We start from the raw sequence: 17,948 nt of genomic DNA, 5'->3' as shown, positions 1-17,948 counted from the left end.
GGAGGGGGCTGACCGGCGGATTTCGGCCAATAACTGCCGGTCGTAGCGACACCCTCTGGGACTTAGCCATTTCGTAGCGCGTAAGGGCCAGAACTCAGGTGTGCACTCAGAAAATCCAGGCATACCCTGATCTTCATCGAGCCAGAAGCCCGAATCGTAGTGACTGCGGACACATTCGCCGGCTGGAAATGTTCAGGCAGGATGCGAATGAGCGTCCCATTCCTGATGCTTGGGGCCACATCCCAGGTTGATGCCATGATGAGGCCGAAACCATCATGCGCCCACTCTCGAACGACATCACTGTGGTTGGATGCCATGGGCCCTGTGACTTTCACCGACTCAAGACCGTTTGGCCCCTCGAGCCGCCATACACCAAAGCTTTGATCCCTCCCACGAAACAACAGGCAATCGTGGCGTTGAAGCTCGCTCACAGAGTTTGGATTACCGCGCTCTTCCAAGTAACTCGGAGCAGCACAGAGAATCCTCTGGCTATCTGCGATTTTGTGAATAATCAGATTTTGCTCGTTAATTTCTCCAACTCGGATATCGATGTCGAACTGCTCCCCAATGAGGTCAGTTCGACGGTCAACCAGCTCAAGCCACACCTCTAATTTTGGGTAGCGTTTACGAAGCAAGGCCAGAACTGGAGCGATGTGAAATCGTCCCATTCGCTGGCTTGTGCTGATACGCAGCGTGCCTCTGGGCTCGACCCGGTCGCCCAGTGAGGTCTCAAGCATCCCATTGACGTTGTCCATGATCGTCTGGGCCCAAACGAGCATCGTTTCGCCATCTTTGGTGATCGAAACCCGCCTGGTTGTCCGGTTAAAGAGCTTGCAGCTCAGCGTTTCTTCCAACGCCAAAACACGCTTGCTGACATGGGCGGGAGAAATTCCAAGCTCTGTCCCTGCCGCGCTAAAACTTCCACGTTTTGCGATGACTGAGAACAGAAGCAGATCCCTCAGGAAGGGATCATTATTTACTAATGGAGAATTCTGATTTTCCATATGGCTCAATTATAGCTTTGCGCGTTGATAGTAGCCTTGATCCTAGCAGATCGAATCACGACTTCTGTACGTCGAGATTTAAAACAATAACGCTCGCGAAGATCAAAGCATGTCCAAAATCAGAATTGCGGTAGCGGGTGCCGGCCTCATCGGTCGACGCCATATTGAACTCATCCAAGCGAGTTCTTCTTGCGAACTGTCAGCCGTTATCGATCCGTTCGAACTTGATGGCTCCTACCTAGACTCGCTGGGCGTCTCGCAGTATGAAAATCTTCTGGCTTGTTTCGCCGAGGACAAGCCTGATGGCGTAATTCTCGCCACTCCAAACGCCTTACATGTCGAACAGACTTTGCAATGCATTGAGGCTGGTGTTGTTGCGCTGATAGAGAAGCCGGTGGCGCACAGCGTTGAGGAGGGCAGGCGGTTACTCGCTGTTGCCGATGCAACTGACGCCAAGCTGCTCGTAGGACATCATCGAGCGCATAGCCCAATTCTTGCCAAGGCGCGAGAGATCATCCGTGACGACATTCTTGGAGACATCGTTGCCGTGCAAGGCAGCGCTCTGTTTTACAAACCAGATGATTATTTCGACGCTGCCATCTGGCGACGTCAGGAGGGCGGTGGCCCTATTCTGATCAATATGATCCATGAGATCGGCAACCTGCGTTCGCTGTGCGGTGAAATTGTTGCTGTTCAAGCAATGCAGTCCAGTGTCGCACGTGGATTTCCTGTCGAAGACACCGTGTGTATCGGCCTGCGCTTTGAGAATGGAGCACTCGGTTCCTTCTTGCTCTCCGACAGCACCGGCTGTGCCCGCAGTTGGGAACAAACATCGCAAGAAAACGCGAGCTATCCGTCCTACGAGGATGAGGATTGCTACGTCATCAGTGGGAAGAACGGCTCACTGTCAGTGCCCACAATGCGTCTCAAATACTACGTGAAGGCCGAAGACAGATCATGGTGGAAGCCCTTCCAAACGGGCCACTGCGCTGTCGACCGCAAAGACCCCCTTGAGATCCAGCTTGAGCACTTTTGCAACGTCATACGAGGCACGGAAACGCCTTTGGTCTCCGTGCGCGACGGACTGCGGAATCTGATCATCACTGAGGCTATTTCACAGGCCGCAAAAAGCGGCTCGATCATAGAAATCGACCGTATTTGAGCCCGGCATGGCTTCCAGTCATGCCCTGTTTTGCGTGTACCAGGGGCGGTTTTTGCTGCCCTGCCAGACCTATAAAAACAATATCTGGAGTAGTCAGATGAACACAGCAACAGCGACAGAGCAGCACCGCTCCAAGCAAGCCAAGAAAGCCACCGCGAGTGGTTGGATCGGCTCCGCGTTGGAGTATTACGACTTTTTCATCTATGCCCAAGCGGCAGCACTGATATTTCCACAACTCTTCTTCCCCTCAACCGATCCAAAGATTGCCATCGTGGCGGCTATGGCGACTTACGGGGTTGGGTACATTGCTCGCCCTATCGGCGCGTTCTTCTTGGGGCACTGGGGTGATACTCGAGGGCGCAAGAACGTACTGCTGCTATGCATGTTCCTGATGGGATTCGCCACCATGGCGGTAGGCCTTCTGCCAACCTACCACCAGATTGGTATATGGGCACCTATCCTGCTAGTAGTTCTGCGACTGGTGCAGGGGTTTGCTGTAGCGGGAGAGATCTCGGGAGCCAGCTCAATGATTCTGGAGCATGCACCCCAAGGACGAAGAGGATACTTCGGCAGCTACACACTTCAAGGGGTGCAGGCAGGTCAGGTACTCGCAGCAGCCATTTTCCTGCCTCTGGCCTATTTCATGTCCGATGAAGCCTTCAATAGCTGGGGCTGGCGTATTCCCTTTCTTTTGAGCGCTGTGGTGCTGATCGCTGGCTTCATCATTCGCCGGGAAGTTGAGGAACCGCCAGTATTCGTAGAGCAAACAACCAAGGATGAGAAGTCTGAATCGCCGATTATCGGAGCCTTCAAACACAGCTGGAGAGGCATGCTGGTTGTAGTTGGGGTTTCGTTGATGAATGTTATTCCAGTCATTACGACCGTGTTCGGAGCAGCCTATGCGGTGCAACCTGCCTATGGCATCGGCTTCGATAAAAGCGTGTACCTGTGGATCCCGGTCGTTGGCAATATCGTGGCGGTGCTGTGCATCCCTTTCGTGGGCAATCTTTCTGACAAGGTTGGGCGCCGGCCTCTGATCATCGCAAGCGCCTTTGGTTGCGGGCTGATGTCCTTTGCTTATTTATACGCAATCAGCATTCACAGCCTCCCGCTCGCTTTCGGCGCCTCACTGCTGATGTGGGGAATGATCTACCAGGGCTACAACGCGGTGTTCCCATCCTTCTTCCCAGAGCAATTTGAAACACGTTACCGCGTGTCGGGAATGGCAATTTCGCAAAACAGCGGACTGTTCATCACCGCAATGTTACCTGCTCTGTTTGCCCTGATCGCAGGCCCTGGGACTGAAAACATACCCTTGATTGTCGGTGGGATCGCCTGTGTGTGCACGTTGCTAGCTGGTATCGCGGCCTGGTGCGCGCCCGAGACCTCTCGAATTCCTACAGCCGACCTCGGTAACCGCGATGCCCAATCCACAGAAGCCGATGAATATCATAAGGCACGGCTGGCAGCCATGAGTACCGTAAAGAATTGAAGCGACTCGCGAGGATTAAATGATGAAAACCATCCTGGTTTTGAACGGCCCTAACCTGAACATGTTGGGATTGAGAGAGCCCGAGGTGTATGGGTCGGAAACATTGGCCGACGTTGAGCAGACGTGTCGTGAGTACGGCGAAGAACTTGGGCTTGTAATTGAGTTTCAGCAAACCAATCACGAAGGGCAAATGATTGAATGGATTCACCACGCCCGTAGAAGGATTGCGGGGATTGTGATCAATCCAGGAGCATGGACCCATACATCGGCAGCCATCCACGATGCGTTGATTGCAGCCGAGGTACCGGTGATTGAGGTTCACATCTCAAATGTCCACAGGCGTGAAGATTTCAGGCATTTTTCCTACGTGTCACGCGTTGCCAAAGGCGTGCTCGCAGGGTTCGGCACTGATGGGTATCGAATGGCGATACAGCACTATGCAAGCAGCCTGGAACAATCAAACGCCTAACCGAGACGTTTGCTGGCACTGCCTAGAGCCAGAAATTGTGGATTACCACGCTTCGGGTCGATTTCCGCCGTTCACGATCGGCAGTTTTCGACCCATTGCTGCCGGTCACACCCCATGGATGTCGGACAAATAGCCCAAACGCCTGCGCATTCCCAGGCTGATATTTGAGAGGGTAAACTGAGCACCTTTCCATCTGTGGTACCGATATGGACATCAATCTACTGACCGAATCCATGCTTGGTCACTGCGTGCTCCCTCGGGTGTCTGGCAATGCGAATTCCAGTTCGGCAGCCGATTGATTTACGTCCAGCACCACAATGACGAGCCACCTTACGCCAGGCTCGCCGCTGCGCAACGCGCGGTCAAGGCTACGTGGGATGATTTGCCCCAGGCATTGAGGTTTGCCGAACAGCACTGTAAAGCACAGATGCCCGAACTGATGCGGTTGTACGAAACCCACATGCCGTGGGAATCTCCGTTGTTCGTGTACTCGATCCACTTCGATCTCGACAAACCTTACCCTAGCTATACCATTTCCAAGAACCCTGACTTCGATTGGGATCGCATCCTGATCGACGAAGATGAACTGTGCCAGGATCAAAGTGTTTGCATGGAGCAATATGAGCCAAAGGATGACTTTTGGGTTTACGTCAGGCGCGTGGGGTTTCAGCAATTCGAGCTTAGGGATTAGCTTGGCAATCAACTATGTATAGGGACTCTGGAGAGCGTCCGCTTCTGGCCGATTGCAGCCAATGAGTCAACGCAAGGTTGTATCCGGCACGGATGGACCAAAGCTCATACACCGCCCACTCGCGTTTTCGTTCCAGCCTGCCCGCAAGCGCATCGCCTTGACCTCCTGATCTGTTCCACCTGCTTCATGGCCTTTCCACACACGGTCTCGTCTTTTAAGCTTGCTGAAACGTTTCATCGAGTTTATAAAACGCAAACAACTCCAATAAAGGCCACCGCCATGACCCCGCTAAAACTCCTCGTTGCCCTTAGCGCATTCTCTGCCGCCTCCCACGCCCTGGCCTGGGATTACGTGCTGCTCGATACCGACAAAGCCGCTCAGAACTGGCAAGTCACCAGCCAGCAGCTCGGCATCCAAACCGACAAACCCTTCAGCGTCACTCTGCGCACCTTGCACGGTGGTCGGCAGGAGGGTGTGAGCATTGTCGATATCGATAACGGCACGATGAAGCTCTCGGTAGTGCCGACTCGCGGTATGAACGTGTTGCAGGCGTCGGTCGGTGATGTGCGCATGGGCTGGGATTCGCCGGTCAAGGAAGTGGTCAATCCGTCCTTCATCGAGCTCAATGGCCGCGGTGGTCTCGGTTGGTTGGAAGGTTTCAATGAGCTGGTCACCCGCTGCGGCTATGAATGGGTGGGGCATCCTGGCGTCGACAACGGCGAACTGCTGACCTTGCACGGTCGGGCCGCCAATATTCCTGCGAATAAAGTCACCCTGCATATCGATGAAAAACCGCCGTACGCGATCACCCTGCGTGGCGAGTTGAAAGAGCAGGCGTTCAAGAAGGTCGATTTCTCCGTTGCGACCGAACTGGTCACCGAGCCTGGCAGTGTGGTGTTCGCCCTTAACGATACGCTGACCAACAATGGCGATTATCCTAAGGAATACCAGGCGCTGTATCACAGTAACTTCAGCACGCCGTTCCTGGAGCAGGGCGCGCGTTTCGTTGCGCCGGTGAAGCAGGTGTCGCCGTTCAACGACAAGGCCAAGGGCGAACTGGCCGACTGGCAAACCTACCGTGCGCCGACCAAGGACTATGACGAAACGGTCTACAACGTGGTGCCGTATGCCGATGCCAAGGGCGATACCTTGACGGTGTTGCATAACAAGGCCGGCAGCCTGGGGGTTTCGGTGGGTTTCAATACGCAGACACTGCCGGTGTTTTCGCTGTGGAAGAACACTGATACCCAAGGGCAGGGTTATGTGACTGGGTTGGAGCCGGGGACGAGTTTTTCGTACAACCGTCGTTATCAGCGGCCATTGAACCTGGTGCCTACGATCGGGGCGAAGGAACATAAGCAGTTCCGTATCAGCTACAGCTTGTTGGCGGATAAGGCGGCTGTTGATAAGGCTTTGAAGCAGGTCAGCGAGATTCAGGGTGGGCGGGAGACTGAGGTGCGGCAGACGCCTTTGGTGGATTTGACCAAGGGGTGATGTTGGCTGGATCTATCACGTGGGGCCCGGCGTTCTTCATCGAAGCCGGAATCGCCCTGCAACTGTAGGAGCGAGCTTGCTCGCGAAAAACCCACAGGCGCCGCGTTCACTCAGGAAGCCCGCGTTATCGTTGAAGTTCTTCGCGAGCAAACTCGCTCCTACATTGGGGTTGGCATTGATATTGGGCCGTGTTCAGCGCAGGGCTTTTTGTCATCGACGGGCATGCATACTGAAATAACCGTATTTCAGGAGCATCTCCATGATTCGCAGGGCCTTACCCGCCGACGCAAAAGCCATTGCCCAGGTGCATATCAGCAGTTGGCAAGACGCGTACCGTGACCTGATGCCTGCCCATTTCTTGAGCGGGTTGCAAGCAACGCTGGCTAGGCGCGAAGCCCATTGGGTTCGCTTGCTTGCCTTGGGTGAGTCGACGGTATGGGTTGCCGAGGTGGGCCAGCAGATTGTCGGCTGGATAGCTGTGGGCGCCAGCCGTGATGAAGACGCTGTGCAGACTAATGCAGGTGAGGTCATGGCCATCTACGTGCTCGCCGAGCATTGGCAAACCGGCGATGGGCTGGCCTTGTGGAAAGCCGGCTTGCAGGATCTATTGGCGCAAGGCTATGAGCGTTTAACGCTCTGGGTCTTGGCCGGTAATGAACGGGCTATTCGATTTTATCGCCGGGTGGGATGTGTGGAGGAGGCCGGGACTGAGCGCGATCTTGAGAGGGGCGGTGTGGCGCTGGTGGAGGTGAGGTATGGTTTGCCGTTGAGATAGCATAGATATCTACACAACTTATTTGCAGGCCGTAGTAGCCGACGGTAACCACGATGCGAAGCGAGCCGCTCTTGATCTGCTTTTGATCTCAGGCGCCCCGTTAAACCACGCTGGCGGATTACGGGCACACCGAGCCTAGGCGAGGTGCCGAGTGGTGGGGCAAGAGCGTTTTGCTTACTTTTGCGCTGTTCAAAAGTGAGCCGCCGTCAGGGCGGAACCCTAGGTGGCCGTTACCGCAGCAATGGATATACACACAATCCAACTGCGTTGACTGTCAGGCCGTCTTCGCAGGCAAGCCAGCTCCCACATTTGGATCGCGGTGCGTCAGCTAGATCAGCGTCGGCTATCAGGTCGTCACGGGAGCAAGCTCCCTCGCCACAGATCCACTGTCACCCCCAAATTAGGTAGATGCCTATGGCCATCGCAGGCAAGCCAGCTCCCACATTTAGATCGCGCCGCATCAGTTAGATCGACGTCGTCTGCCAGGGGCACTTCCCCCCTCACTCATGCCCTGCGCGCAGTCAACAACACCGCCGCCGCCGCTGACAACAAACCTGCGCAGCAGCGATTGAACAGGCGCTTGCCCTTGGGCTCGGCAAACCAGCGGCGCATATGCAGGCCCATATAGGCATAGGCGCTGATGGCGACCCATTCCAAAGCCAGAAACATCACACCCAGCAGGGCAAATTGCGCAGTGACGGGTTGGCCGGGCACCACGAATTGCGGGAGGAAGGCGGTGAAGATCAGGATCGCTTTGGGGTTGCCCGCAGCCACCAGAAACTCCTGCCGCGCCAAGGCCCACAGGCCCACCTTCCTCGTTGCGGTGTCCACCTGCTGCTGCGGGTCTGCGCGCCATAGCTGATACGCCAGGTAAAACAGATACGCAGCGCCGAGCATCTTGATCCCGTAGAACAACAACTCCGAGGTTTGCAACACCACCGCCAACCCCGCGGAGGCAAGGGCGATCATGCCGGCGAAGGCCAGCAGGCGGCCGAGCCCGGCGAGGCAGGAGGTGCGGTAACCGTAGCGGGTAGCGTTACTTACCGACAGCAGGTTATTGGGGCCGGGGGCCATGTTCAGGGCGAAGCAGGCGGGGAGGAAGAGGGCGAGGGTGGCGAGGTCCATGGCGGCTCCGGGTTGCAGGTCGGGGAGTCTTGAGGATAAACGGATGAAGCGCGGTTTAACACTCCGTGGCCGGGCTTCTGGCCCCGCGAGCGCTTCAGGTGTCCGGATTGGATGAACGCTTGGCCTCAGGGGGTGCGGCAAATAACCGATCGGCGATTTGCCGGCCCCGTTCCAAGCCTTCCTGCGTCAGCCAAATGGACTTGTTTTTGTTCACCGGATTACTGATAAAACCTTGCTCGTGAAGCCGGTTCATTATTTGAAAGTCGTGGCCTTTCCATGAGTTGCCGTTATCAAAGCTGAAGGTGGTCAGCAGGGCAAGTACGGTTTCCTCAATCCGTTTTTCGTCGTATTCCATAATGGGTACTCCGCTTGAATTCCACAGACCCTATCTAGCTTAGCGCAACATTTCGCTTGAAGAGTTATGATGCCAATCCCGGTTTTGATCATGGACGAAAAAATCTTGGCGACTCACTCTGTCAGTCACACGTTGGGTGCACCGTCTGAACTCAATTATTACGATTGCAGGTCGGTGCCATTGTCGACTGAGATCAGCGCGCTGGATGCCTGGAACATCATGACCGCCGAAACGGGACCGCTGTTAAAATTGGCCTTTCGGATCAGAGATGGGATTTCTTCAAGGTTTGGCGTAAAGCGCATCGGCGGGTTCTCCGGCAATCGGCGCGTGACGGTGCAAGCGGGTGAGCGGCTTGATTTTTTCCTGGTGGAGGACTGCGCGCCGGATAGGCTGGTGCTGACCGAGCGTGACCGGCACCTGGATGTGATGATTTGCCTTTCACTTGCTGATCGTGTGCTTACGATCACTTCATCGGTGATCACCCACAACACCTTTGGGCGTCTCTACATGCTGCCGGTGGGGCCGGCGCACAAGCTGATCGTCAATCGGCTAAAGACCCGCTTGCAGCGCAAGCTGCAACAGCTTTGAATCTAGAAAAGACTCCCTCAACACAATTTATTCTCCGTCGGAGCTGTCGCGCTTCAACGATACAGCTAAAGCGCTGGATCACAGCGCAACGCTCCACACCGCCAGTTCATACCCATCTGGATCGGTGAAGTGGAACCTGCGGCCTCCTGGAAACGAAAACGTCTGGCGCGTAATCACCGTGCCCAGCTGTTGAAGCCGCTGCTGCACACTGTCCAAGTCATCGGCATACAAGATAACCAAGGGCCCGCCCGGTCGCACAGGCTCACCGGTGGTGAAACCACCCGTGAGCCGGCCATCGCTGAATTCGCTGTAGGTGGGGCCGTAGTCGACGAACGTCCAGCCGAATGCGGCGCCGTAGAAGGCTTTACTGCGGGCGATGTCGCTTACGTTGAATTCGATATTGTCGATCTGTCTGTCTTTACCGGCTGTGCTCATGTTGGCCTCCGTGGCTCGTATCTTAGGCTGCGAGTGTAGCGTATCCGGGCCTGCCCATTTCCCACACGCTCAAGGATGAAACCTGCGCCCCAACGCATCCAGCCGCACCGCGATCGGTGGCAGGCGTTCGCTGCTGCGCGCGAGTGTCTCGACGTCGTCGGCGGTGTTCTGGGCGATGCTTTGCACCGATTGCAAGCGCTCGACGATCTCCAGGTTGGCCGAGGTCTGTTCGCGGGTGGTGGTGACGATGTGGCCGTTGAGTTGGTCGATGTGCGCGATGTCCTCGCCCACCGCCCGTAGCATGTCCACGGCCTCTTGGCTGTCGGCCACGCAGCGCTCTACGCCTTCGCGGCTGGCGTGCATGGCTTCGACGGCTTGGCGGCTGCCGTGTTGCAGGCCCTCGATGATGCCCTTGATTTCCTGGGTGGAGAGGGCGGTGCGCTGGGCCAGGCTGCGCACTTCATCGGCCACCACGGCAAAGCCACGGCCTTGCTCGCCGGCGCGGGCGGCCTCGATGGCGGCGTTGAGGGCCAGCAGGTTGGTCTGGTTGGCGATGCTGCTGATCACTTCCAGCACCGAGCCGATTTGCTCTGCCTGCACCGCCAGGGATTCTACGGTCGACTCCGTGCCGTTGATGCGCGAAGCCAATTGGCTGATTTCATGCTGGGCGCGGCCGACGCTTTCCTGGCCGCGCACAATCTGCTGGCTGGCCTGGCCCGCGTGTTCCACTGCCTGTTCGACCTGCACCGTAATGTGGCCCATGGCGTCTTCCATGCGCTGCATCGAGCCGGTCATTTCGCCGATCTGTGCCAGTTGATGCCGGGCGCCTTTTTCCAGGGTGCCGCTGGCGCTGGCCAGTTCCTGGCCGAGCTGGCCCAGGCCATGGGAGTCACGGGCGACGCCGTCGATCAGGTGGGTGAGTTGCTGCAGGAAGTGGTCGAAACGCTTGGCGAGGGACACGTGGGCCTTGCCTTCACCGTGGGCGGTTTCCACGGTGAACTGCGAGGTAACGGCGAGCATCTTCTCCAGCATTTCCTGGCTCTCCACCGCTTCGGCCTGGCTATGGACGGCGAGGTAGAGGAGGGCGACGGTCTCCATCACCACATAGAAGGCATGGACTAACACCATCGTCCAGCCGCCGTGATGCTCCATCACAAACACCGGGAAGCCCTGGTGCTGCAAGGCATGGAACACCACGTGATGCACCGCGATGGTCAGCGCTGCTACCAGGATCGGCAGCCAGTCACGGTAGAAGGTCAGCACCGCCAGCAGCGCGAAAATGCCGAAGTGGGATTCGATCACCCCGTGCGCCTGGTTGATGTGCAACGCCGCCATCACCATCAAGCCGGCACCCAGTGCACAGCGCATCACGCGGGTGCCGCCGATGACGCGGTACAGCGCCGTGAGCACCACGCCGGTGCCGCCACCGACGATCATGGCCTGCATGAGGGTGTCGTGCCAGAACGCCAGGCCGAGGGAGAACAGCAACATCAGCCAGATCAATGCCAGCATGATGCGGTCGGCCTTGCGATAGTGCTCTAGAAAACGGACAGGCATTCACTCTTACTCCATGAGAGGGGGCGTCGAGGTCAAGCAAGCACGCGGTGTGCCACACAGGCGCGCCGCTGTGGAGTCAAGCAGATGTTCAGGATTGTCGCCGGTTACCCACGCGTTATCGGCACGCGGGCGTGGGACTTTAAGAACGGCTGCCCGAGCGAGCAGCCGAGGTTGCCGTGAGCCTCAGAAGCTGTACTTGGCAGTCAGCATCATGTTGCGGGGGCTGCCATAGGAGTCGCCGCCATAAGTCACTGAGTTGGAGATGGACTGGTAGTAATGGCGATCAAAGATGTTGTTGGCATTGAGCTGCAGATCCAGGTGCTGATTGACCCGGTAGCCCGCCATCAAGTCAGTGACGGCGTAGCCGCCTTGCTGGAGCCGGTAGTTGCTGCCATCCGCTAGCTTGATGTCGTTGTACATGCGGCTCTGCCAGGAGATATTGCCGCCGACCCGGAGTTTTTCCAGCGGGCCCTGGAAGTTGTAGCGGGTGGTCACTTTGAACAGATGTTCCGGGATGTCGGTATCGAACTGCTTGTTGACCTTCTGCGGGTTGGCGTCGTCCTTGATGGTGTGGGTGCGCGCATAGGTATAGCCGCCGCCGACCTGCCAGTTTTCGGTCAAGGCGCCTTGCAGTTCGAAGTCGATACCCTGGCTGCGGATTTCACCCGAGGCGTCGGCACAGGACGCCTGCGGGCAGTTGGGCACCACCACCGGCACGGCGCGGTTTTCCTGGTCGACGCGGAACAACGCCACGCTGGCATTGAGCGTGCCACCGAAGTATTCGCCTTTGACGCCAACTTCATAATTTTTACCGACGATGGGCTTGAGTGGGGTGCCGGCTGTGCTCTTTTCCTTTTGTGGCGTGAAGATGTCGCTGTAGCTCACGTAGACCGAATGCTGGTCGTCCAGGTCGTAGATCAGGCCGGCGTAGCGGGTGAGGTTGCGGGTGACCTTGTAGTCGCCGGCGGCATCACGGTTGTCGTAGTCGTACCAGTCCAGGCGAGCGCCGAGGATCAGCTTCAGCGGGTCAGCCAGGCTCAGGCGGCTGGTCAGGTAGAAACCGTCCTGGGTGGTGACTTCGCGAACGTTGTTGGTGCGGGTGAAGTTCGGTTTGCCGGCATTGATCGGCCAGTTGAGGTCGTACGGGCTGTAGTTGTGGGTGGTCATGTCGTAGATGCGCTTGCTGGCGCCCACCACCAGTTCATGGGTACGGCCGAACGCCTCGAACGGGCCGCTGGCAAAGGCGTCGAGCCCGGCCTGGTTTTCATCGTAGCTGGCCTGGTACACCGTGCGGGCCAGGGTGCTTTTGGTCCAGCGCGATTGGTAGGAACCGGAGAACAAGGCGTTCTGTTCGGCATAGTTGGCGTTGACCTGCAGGCTCCAGTCGTTGGCCAGGCGCTGGCGCAGCTCAGCGAACAGGGTGTTGATTTCCTGGTCCTTGTTCTCCCAATCGGTGCCTGGGTTATAGGAGCGCGACAGGTCCAGGTGGCGGCCATCCAGGCCGACCATCGAAGCGCCCCAGAAGTAGTTGGTCTTGTCCTTCTGGTTCGAGTAACCGAGGGTCAGGGTGGTGTCTTCGCTCAGGTCGGCTTCGGTGACGGCATAGAACAGGCCATGATCCTGCTCGGCCTTGTCGATAAAGCTGTTGGCATCGCGGTAAGAGGTGACGACGCGACCGCGCCAGGTGCCGCTGTCATTGAGTGGGCTGGAGGCGTCGAGTTCGCCACGGTAGTCGTCCCAGCTACCGACGGCACCGGTGAGCGTGACTTTCTGCTCGTCCAGTGGCCGCTTGCGGATCAGGTTGATCGCGGCCGAAGGGTTGCCCGCGCCGGTCACCAGGCCGGTTGCGCCGCGCACCACTTCGACGCGGTCGAACATTGCCAGGTTCGGCTGCGCGCCTACCGATGCACCGTTGTAGCCGCTGGGTATACCGTCATACATGAGGTTGTCGATGTCGAAACCGCGTGCGGTAAAGCCTTGTCGCCCAGGGCCGTTGGAGTAATTGAGGAACAGCCCCGGCGTGGCGTTGACCACGTCGTTGATGCTGGTCATGGCCTGGTCATCCATGCGCTGGCGCGTGATCACGGTGACGGCCTGCGGGGTTTCGCGCAGGGTCAGCGGCAGTTTGGTTGCGGTCTTCATCGAGCCGGTGGTGTACGACTCGCTGCCTTCGGTGGTTGCGCCAAGCTGTTGGCCGGAGACCTGGGTGGCGCCCAGCTCAATGGTGGCCGGTGCTTCGGCGTCGGCGGCCATGGCCGCATTGGAGGTTGCTAGAGCGATAGTGATTGCCATCAGACTGGGTGTAAAAACGTTGCCGCCGCGTTGTTGCACAGACATGAAAGTAGGGCTCCCCAAGCGCCGTCCGTGGCGAATAATAAATCTGTTGATAATTATTCGCATCAGTTTGGCAGATTGAGTCTGTAGGGAAAAGCCCGAACGCTGTAGGAGCGAGCTTGCTCGCGAAAGACTCACTGACGCCGCGTTTATTCAGCAAGCACGCATTATCGTTGAGGTTTTTCGCGAGCAAGCTCGCTCCTACAGGGGGTGTTCAGGTGAACAGGATTTCGTAGGGCTCGCGCATGCGTTCCAGCAATATTTGCGCGAGCATCGGCGGTAAGCCGATCTGCGGGTCGCCCACCAACTGGCTGGCGTAGGCGTGGGCGGCGTGCAGCTTGCGTGCGACGGTCCAGGTGTCCAGGCGGACCTTGCGTGCACGTTGCCAGGGCATTACCGCACTTTCCCGTGCTGGCCAGTGCCAGGCCCAGACCGGCAGTTCATACAACTGCGCACCCACCAGGCTGCACGCCTTGGCACTCGCGCGGCCAACGGCATCGTGGTCGTCATTGCCGTCGTTGCGCCAGGTGGTAAACACCGCGTCGCCGGGTTGCAGGTAGCGCGCGATGAATTGGCTCATCGGCTGTTCACGGGCGGCCAGGGCGTCATCACAAAACCCGCCACGAATCCATTTCAGGCTGTGCAAGGGCATGCCCAATCGGCGCAGGGCCTCGGCGCTTTCCTGGGGGCGCACCACGCTCAAGCGGCTGGCCGGCCATACTTGCGAACCGGGATGGCTGGCGCTGCCATCGGTGATGGAGATCAATTGCAGTGGATGCTCCTGGGTGCTGAGCAGTTGCAGCAAACCGCCGCATGCCAGCACTTCATCGCCCGGGTGCGGGGCGATCACCACCACGCGAGCGCCGCGCGGTACCAGGGTGTTCACGGAGATGATGGGGGTTTGCGCCAACTGCGGCGCACTGTTCCAGATTTGCGCGGGGCCGCGGCGGCCTTCGCTTAAGGAGGCAGGCTTCATGGGTGTCACATCCTTGTCGGTTGATACCGGGTCGTACCCCGTTGACGGGACGACGCTCTTGTCTTCACCCCAGGCTCCGCTGGGGTGAGTGCTGTGCGAGGCGTTAGGAGCATAGACAGGCATGGGTGTCTGCACAACTTTGGATGCGATGCCACATAACAGTCGACGATTAGCCTGCCGTCTCACGATCCAGCTGTGGGAGCGGGCTTGCTCGCGAAAGCGGTGGGTCATTTACCATCAATGTTGGCTGGGCCGCCGTCTTCGCAGGCAAGCCAGCTCCCACACAGGTCATGTGTTGCCCAAAAAATTAGCGCCTGGCAGACACCCCTGTGGGAGCTGGCTTGCCTGCGATGGCCATAGGTATCTACACAACTTTGGTGTGACGCTGGACTGGTGGCGAGGGAGCTTGCTCCCGTGGCGGACTGACGGCCGGCGCCTATCTCCCTGACGCCCCAGGATCCTGCGGTTGAACGCTTTTCTGTTTTCACCCAGCCCGCATCAAGCTCTTCAAATAGTCCCCAAACCCACCCTCAGCCCGGCAATCCAGGCGCGCACTGGTCACCACTTGCGGTGCATGGCTCCAGGCGATGGAGGCGCCGCAACGCTCCAAGTCACGCACCAGCTGTACATCCTCGTGGCATTCCAGCGGTTCAAATCCTCCGGCCTCTACATAGGCGCGGGCACTCACGCCCAGGTTGGCACCGTGGATATGTCGATGCCCGTCGCGGGCCTGGTAGGCCTGGTGATAGCGGATCTGCGCCGCCGGGTCGAAGCCTTCGCTCCAGGCGTCTACGGTGACTGTGCCGCACACCGCGTCACAACCTTGAGCCAGTTGGGCCACCAGCCAGTCAGGGGCGACGCGGCTGTCGGCGTCGGTACAGGAAATCCACCGCGCGCCTTGCTCCAGCAAGTACCGTGCACCCACGCCGCGGGCATGCCCCACATTGCGAGCCTGCACGTGCAGGCAATGCACCTGGTGGGCCTGGGCAATCGCCGCGCTGGCATCGCTGCAGCTGTCGAGCACCACCAGGATGTGTACCGCTTCACCCAGCAAGCCCGGGTGGTCGGCGGCGATCCGCGCAGCCCTCAGGCAATCATCCAACCAGGCTTCTTCGTTATGTGCCGGGATCAGAATACCGATCATCGTAAGCCCTCGTGGCGAGCGACCGAGGTGCCGTCGAGGCTCCACAGGTCGAGCAGGAAGTCCGGGTCCTGGTACTGCACCAACGGTGCTCCACCCAGACGCTGTTGCAGCACGGCGTGCACTTGTTCGGCGGTTTGCGGGCAACCGTCAATGGGCGCTCGCCAGTGGCAGGCCAGGAGTTGCCCATCAGCGGTCAAGGCGGCGAGGGCGCGGTCGAGCAGGCGATTAAAATCCTCTGCATCAAGGTAGTAACAAAGCTCACTCAATACGATCAGTTCGAACTGCCCGCTGGGCCATTGCTCCGGCAGGCGACGCTGCTCCACGCGGGCATGAGCAAAACGCTCCAGCCGCGCCTGTGCCAGCCGCACCGCAGCGCTGGCGGTGTCGCAACACAGCAGGCGGTCGCAACGTGGCGCCAGCTCGGCACTCAGTTCGCCATTGGCACAGCCCGGTTCGAATATCGACGTATAGCGCGGCCGTGTCAGCATGGCCAAGGTCAGGGCGCGCTTGCGTTGTTCGTACCAGCGTTGGCGAAAAGCCCAGGGGTCGTCATTGCCGGCAAACAATTGGTCGAAGTAGGGGGTTGCCACACTCATACGAACACCATTTCAAAAGGTTGCAGCAAGCGTTCCACCACATAGGGCGCCAGCACTGGAGGCAGGCCGATTTGCGGGTCGCCCTCCAATTGGCTGGCAAAGGCGTGGATCGCATGGCGTTTGCGTGCCACTTGCTCGGCGGTCAGCGGGATTTTGCGCGCCCGATGCCAGGGCACTTTGTGGTCTTGGGCGGTGGCCCAGTGCCAGGTCCATACCGGCAGTTCACACAACACTGCGCCGACGGCCTTGGCGGCCTTGGCGCTGGCGCGGCCCACGGCTTCATGATCGCAATGGCCATCCTCGCACCACGTGGCGAACACCACGTCGTTGGGCTTGAGGTGGCGCTGGATAAACTCGCACAGCTGGGTTTCGCGCTCGGCCACATGGCTGTCGGCAAACCCGCCGCGCAACCATTTCAAACTGTGCAGCGGCAAGCCAAGGCGGTGCAGGGCCTGGGCTGATTCCTGCGGGCGCACCACGCTCAAGCGCTCCACCGGCCAGCGCCGGGAGCCAGGGTGGCTGGCGCTGCCGTCGGTGACGGAGATCAACTGGATGGGGCGATCCAATGCAGCCAACCCTTGCAGCAAGCCGCCGCTGCCCAGCACTTCATCATCCGGGTGCGGGGCGACGATCACCGCTCGATGCCCTGGCGGCACCAACTGCGCCACGCTGATGTGTGGCAACTCCGCCAGCCGTTCAGAGTTTTGCCAGTGGCTCAACGGTGTGCCCTGGCCAACAATCGGGTTGGGCTTCATAGCGCCCATCTCCCTGAGGGCTCGCCAGCGACGTGTTCGCCCAAAGCGGCCAAGTCGCGTTCGGCATGGCTTTGCCGCACATACACCGGCAAGTCCGCCATCAACTGGGCAAAGTGCGGGTCCTTGCAATAAGGCCCGGCGCCGACCGCACGGCCCACATGGTGGATCACTTGCTCCACCGTATCTTCGATACACGCGCGCGTCTGTTGCGCCAGTTGCCGCGCATCGGCGCGTGGCTGGCGGTCGATCTGCGCGGCGCTGGCGCGTAACACGCAGGCGGCGCTGTTCAGGGCGCTGTCGACCGCGCCGAGGTGGGCTAGCGCATGGGGCTCCGAACGCGTGGCACACTGGGCGCGTAGCACTTCGCCCAGGCGTTGCGCCGCGCCGTACCAGCACGCGGCGATGCCAATGCCGCCGTGCCAGAAGCCCGGGCGGGACAGATAGTCGCCCGGGCCACCCACGGCAATCCCCCTGGCGGCGCTGAACAGGACGTCGACACTACCGGTCGCCGCCATGCCCACCGCCTTCCAACCTTCATCCGTCACCGTGATGCCGGGCTGATCCATCGCCACGGCCACCAGTTGCTGGCGGTCCTCTTCGTCCCAGGCCGTCAACAAGCCATGGCTGAGCACCGCCGCACCGGAACACCAGGCTTTGCGCCCCTCGATCAGCAATCGCTGGCCGTCGCGGCGCACGCGCACCTTGGCGGTCGGCGGCTCGGCCGCCCACATGCCCCAAGTGCTGCCCAGCGGCGGCAAGGGGCTGTCGAGTTCGGCAAGGATCGCCAGCGCATCGGTATGGCCTTCGAACAACTTGCACAGGCGCAGGTCATGCCCGGCCACCTGAGCCAATTGGCTCAAGCGGGCCAGGGTATCGCCGCTGCCCGGCAACGGCAGTTGGTCAAGGCCTTCCTCTTGAAGGGCCCTCAGCGCATTGCCCAGGGCTTGCGTGTCGGCATAGCCCCGGTAGCCCCGAAGGAAACCGTGCAAGGCCATT

General features: G+C 59.1%; 18 protein-coding genes. 7 read left to right on the top strand and 11 right to left on the bottom strand.

Annotated features, from left to right (window positions below):
• Positions 1–62 precede the first annotated feature (62 nt).
• On the bottom strand, positions 63–1,004 hold the full coding sequence (locus MF6394_RS16710) for a LysR family transcriptional regulator (protein WP_078467094.1): 942 nt from the start codon (positions 1,002–1,004) through the stop codon (positions 63–65).
• 109 nt (positions 1,005–1,113) lie between these two features.
• Between MF6394_RS16710 and MF6394_RS16705 the strand changes: the two genes are divergently transcribed.
• From MF6394_RS16705 to MF6394_RS16680, 6 genes are all read left to right on the top strand, one after another.
• Positions 1,114–2,166, top strand: coding sequence for a Gfo/Idh/MocA family protein (locus MF6394_RS16705; protein ID WP_044274749.1), 1,053 nt, complete (start codon positions 1,114–1,116; stop codon positions 2,164–2,166).
• Between the two features lie 97 nt (positions 2,167–2,263).
• Positions 2,264–3,658 (top strand): MFS transporter, encoded by a 1,395-nt coding sequence (locus MF6394_RS16700; protein WP_078467099.1) that lies wholly within the window; start codon positions 2,264–2,266, stop codon positions 3,656–3,658.
• A 19-nt stretch (positions 3,659–3,677) separates the two neighbouring features.
• Positions 3,678–4,127 carry a type II 3-dehydroquinate dehydratase gene (gene aroQ, locus MF6394_RS16695; RefSeq protein ID WP_034127575.1) on the top strand — a complete coding sequence of 150 codons (450 nt, stop codon included), beginning with the start codon at positions 3,678–3,680 and terminating at the stop codon, positions 4,125–4,127.
• Between the two features lie 295 nt (positions 4,128–4,422).
• A complete protein-coding gene (locus tag MF6394_RS16690; RefSeq protein ID WP_238348864.1) occupies positions 4,423–4,818 on the top strand; it encodes a hypothetical protein in 396 nt (131 codons plus the stop codon).
• A gap of 279 nt (positions 4,819–5,097) precedes the next feature.
• Positions 5,098–6,312: an aldose 1-epimerase family protein gene (locus MF6394_RS16685; protein ID WP_078467093.1), complete on the top strand. Its 1,215-nt coding sequence runs from the start codon at positions 5,098–5,100 to the stop codon at positions 6,310–6,312.
• 259 nt (positions 6,313–6,571) lie between these two features.
• Complete coding sequence (locus tag MF6394_RS16680; RefSeq protein ID WP_078467092.1) at positions 6,572–7,087, top strand: GNAT family N-acetyltransferase; 516 nt, start codon at positions 6,572–6,574, stop codon at positions 7,085–7,087.
• Between the two features lie 504 nt (positions 7,088–7,591).
• On the opposite strand, the gene MF6394_RS16675 is transcribed toward MF6394_RS16680, so the two are convergent.
• Both MF6394_RS16675 and MF6394_RS16670 read right to left on the bottom strand, forming a co-directional pair.
• Complete coding sequence (locus MF6394_RS16675; RefSeq protein ID WP_044272993.1) at positions 7,592–8,212, bottom strand: LysE family translocator; 621 nt, start codon at positions 8,210–8,212, stop codon at positions 7,592–7,594.
• A 94-nt stretch (positions 8,213–8,306) separates the two neighbouring features.
• Positions 8,307–8,567: a DUF6429 family protein gene (locus MF6394_RS16670; RefSeq protein WP_044272992.1), complete on the bottom strand. Its 261-nt coding sequence runs from the start codon at positions 8,565–8,567 to the stop codon at positions 8,307–8,309.
• Between the two features lie 66 nt (positions 8,568–8,633).
• Here MF6394_RS16670 and MF6394_RS16665 point away from each other — a divergent pair, with 66 nt between their 5' ends.
• On the top strand, positions 8,634–9,155 hold the full coding sequence (locus MF6394_RS16665) for a DUF2867 domain-containing protein (RefSeq protein WP_078467091.1): 522 nt from the start codon (positions 8,634–8,636) through the stop codon (positions 9,153–9,155).
• A 78-nt stretch (positions 9,156–9,233) separates the two neighbouring features.
• Here MF6394_RS16665 and MF6394_RS16660 read toward each other — a convergent pair whose 3' ends face one another.
• The 8 genes from MF6394_RS16660 to MF6394_RS16625 all read right to left on the bottom strand — a co-directional run bounded on the left by MF6394_RS16660 (position 9,234) and on the right by MF6394_RS16625 (position 17,947).
• Entirely contained in the window at positions 9,234–9,590 is a 357-nt protein-coding gene (locus MF6394_RS16660; protein ID WP_032897068.1) for a VOC family protein, read from the bottom strand.
• Between the two features lie 69 nt (positions 9,591–9,659).
• Positions 9,660–10,352 carry a methyl-accepting chemotaxis protein gene (locus tag MF6394_RS35205; protein ID WP_256557819.1) on the bottom strand — a complete coding sequence of 231 codons (693 nt, stop codon included), beginning with the start codon at positions 10,350–10,352 and terminating at the stop codon, positions 9,660–9,662.
• Positions 10,353–11,330: 978 nt separating this feature from the next.
• Positions 11,331–13,484 (bottom strand): TonB-dependent siderophore receptor, encoded by a 2,154-nt coding sequence (locus MF6394_RS16650; RefSeq protein WP_044272988.1) that lies wholly within the window; start codon positions 13,482–13,484, stop codon positions 11,331–11,333.
• A gap of 211 nt (positions 13,485–13,695) precedes the next feature.
• Entirely contained in the window at positions 13,696–14,457 is a 762-nt protein-coding gene (locus tag MF6394_RS16645) for a PIG-L deacetylase family protein (protein WP_078467089.1), read from the bottom strand.
• Positions 14,458–14,941: 484 nt separating this feature from the next.
• Positions 14,942–15,601, bottom strand: a complete 660-nt coding sequence (locus MF6394_RS16640; RefSeq protein ID WP_047710994.1) for a glycosyltransferase — start codon at positions 15,599–15,601, stop codon at positions 14,942–14,944.
• Positions 15,598–16,197, bottom strand: coding sequence for an SAM-dependent methyltransferase (locus MF6394_RS16635; RefSeq protein WP_078467088.1), 600 nt, complete (start codon positions 16,195–16,197; stop codon positions 15,598–15,600). The genes MF6394_RS16640 and MF6394_RS16635 overlap by 4 nt, the downstream gene beginning before the upstream one ends.
• Positions 16,194–16,952, bottom strand: a complete 759-nt coding sequence (locus MF6394_RS16630) for a PIG-L deacetylase family protein (protein WP_047710992.1) — start codon at positions 16,950–16,952, stop codon at positions 16,194–16,196. Before MF6394_RS16630 ends, MF6394_RS16635 begins: the two co-directional genes overlap by 4 nt.
• Positions 16,949–17,947 carry an acyl-CoA dehydrogenase family protein gene (locus MF6394_RS16625; protein WP_078467087.1) on the bottom strand — a complete coding sequence of 333 codons (999 nt, stop codon included), beginning with the start codon at positions 17,945–17,947 and terminating at the stop codon, positions 16,949–16,951. Before MF6394_RS16625 ends, MF6394_RS16630 begins: the two co-directional genes overlap by 4 nt.
• Between the last annotated feature and the right edge of the window lies 1 nt (position 17,948).

The sequence above is a fragment of the Pseudomonas sp. MF6394 genome (genome assembly GCF_002018845.1).
GTDB classification, from domain to species: Bacteria; Pseudomonadota; Gammaproteobacteria; order Pseudomonadales; family Pseudomonadaceae; genus Aquipseudomonas; species Aquipseudomonas lactis.
This window is presented reverse-complemented; position numbering and strand designations above follow the sequence as displayed.

Bases quoted from the DNA above. Each gene is read 5' to 3' on its own strand.
- MF6394_RS16710 (WP_078467094.1), bottom strand. From the start codon at position 1,004: ATGGAAAATCAGAATTCTCCATTAGTAAATAATGATCCCTTCCTGAGG.
- MF6394_RS16705 (WP_044274749.1), top strand. From the start codon at position 1,114: ATGTCCAAAATCAGAATTGCGGTAGCGGGTGCCGGCCTCATCGGTCGA.
- MF6394_RS16700 (WP_078467099.1), top strand. From the start codon at position 2,264: ATGAACACAGCAACAGCGACAGAGCAGCACCGCTCCAAGCAAGCCAAG.
- aroQ (WP_034127575.1), top strand. From the start codon at position 3,678: ATGATGAAAACCATCCTGGTTTTGAACGGCCCTAACCTGAACATGTTG.
- MF6394_RS16685 (WP_078467093.1), top strand. From the start codon at position 5,098: ATGACCCCGCTAAAACTCCTCGTTGCCCTTAGCGCATTCTCTGCCGCC.
- MF6394_RS16680 (WP_078467092.1), top strand. From the start codon at position 6,572: ATGATTCGCAGGGCCTTACCCGCCGACGCAAAAGCCATTGCCCAGGTG.
- MF6394_RS16675 (WP_044272993.1), bottom strand. From the start codon at position 8,212: ATGGACCTCGCCACCCTCGCCCTCTTCCTCCCCGCCTGCTTCGCCCTG.
- MF6394_RS16670 (WP_044272992.1), bottom strand. From the start codon at position 8,567: ATGGAATACGACGAAAAACGGATTGAGGAAACCGTACTTGCCCTGCTG.
- MF6394_RS16665 (WP_078467091.1), top strand. From the start codon at position 8,634: ATGATGCCAATCCCGGTTTTGATCATGGACGAAAAAATCTTGGCGACT.
- MF6394_RS16660 (WP_032897068.1), bottom strand. From the start codon at position 9,590: ATGAGCACAGCCGGTAAAGACAGACAGATCGACAATATCGAATTCAAC.
- MF6394_RS35205 (WP_256557819.1), bottom strand. From the start codon at position 10,352: ATGGGCCACATTACGGTGCAGGTCGAACAGGCAGTGGAACACGCGGGC.
- MF6394_RS16650 (WP_044272988.1), bottom strand. From the start codon at position 13,484: ATGTCTGTGCAACAACGCGGCGGCAACGTTTTTACACCCAGTCTGATG.
- MF6394_RS16645 (WP_078467089.1), bottom strand. From the start codon at position 14,457: ATGAAGCCTGCCTCCTTAAGCGAAGGCCGCCGCGGCCCCGCGCAAATC.
- MF6394_RS16640 (WP_047710994.1), bottom strand. From the start codon at position 15,601: ATGATCGGTATTCTGATCCCGGCACATAACGAAGAAGCCTGGTTGGAT.
- MF6394_RS16635 (WP_078467088.1), bottom strand. From the start codon at position 16,197: ATGAGTGTGGCAACCCCCTACTTCGACCAATTGTTTGCCGGCAATGAC.
- MF6394_RS16630 (WP_047710992.1), bottom strand. From the start codon at position 16,952: ATGAAGCCCAACCCGATTGTTGGCCAGGGCACACCGTTGAGCCACTGG.
- MF6394_RS16625 (WP_078467087.1), bottom strand. From the start codon at position 17,947: ATGGCCTTGCACGGTTTCCTTCGGGGCTACCGGGGCTATGCCGACACG.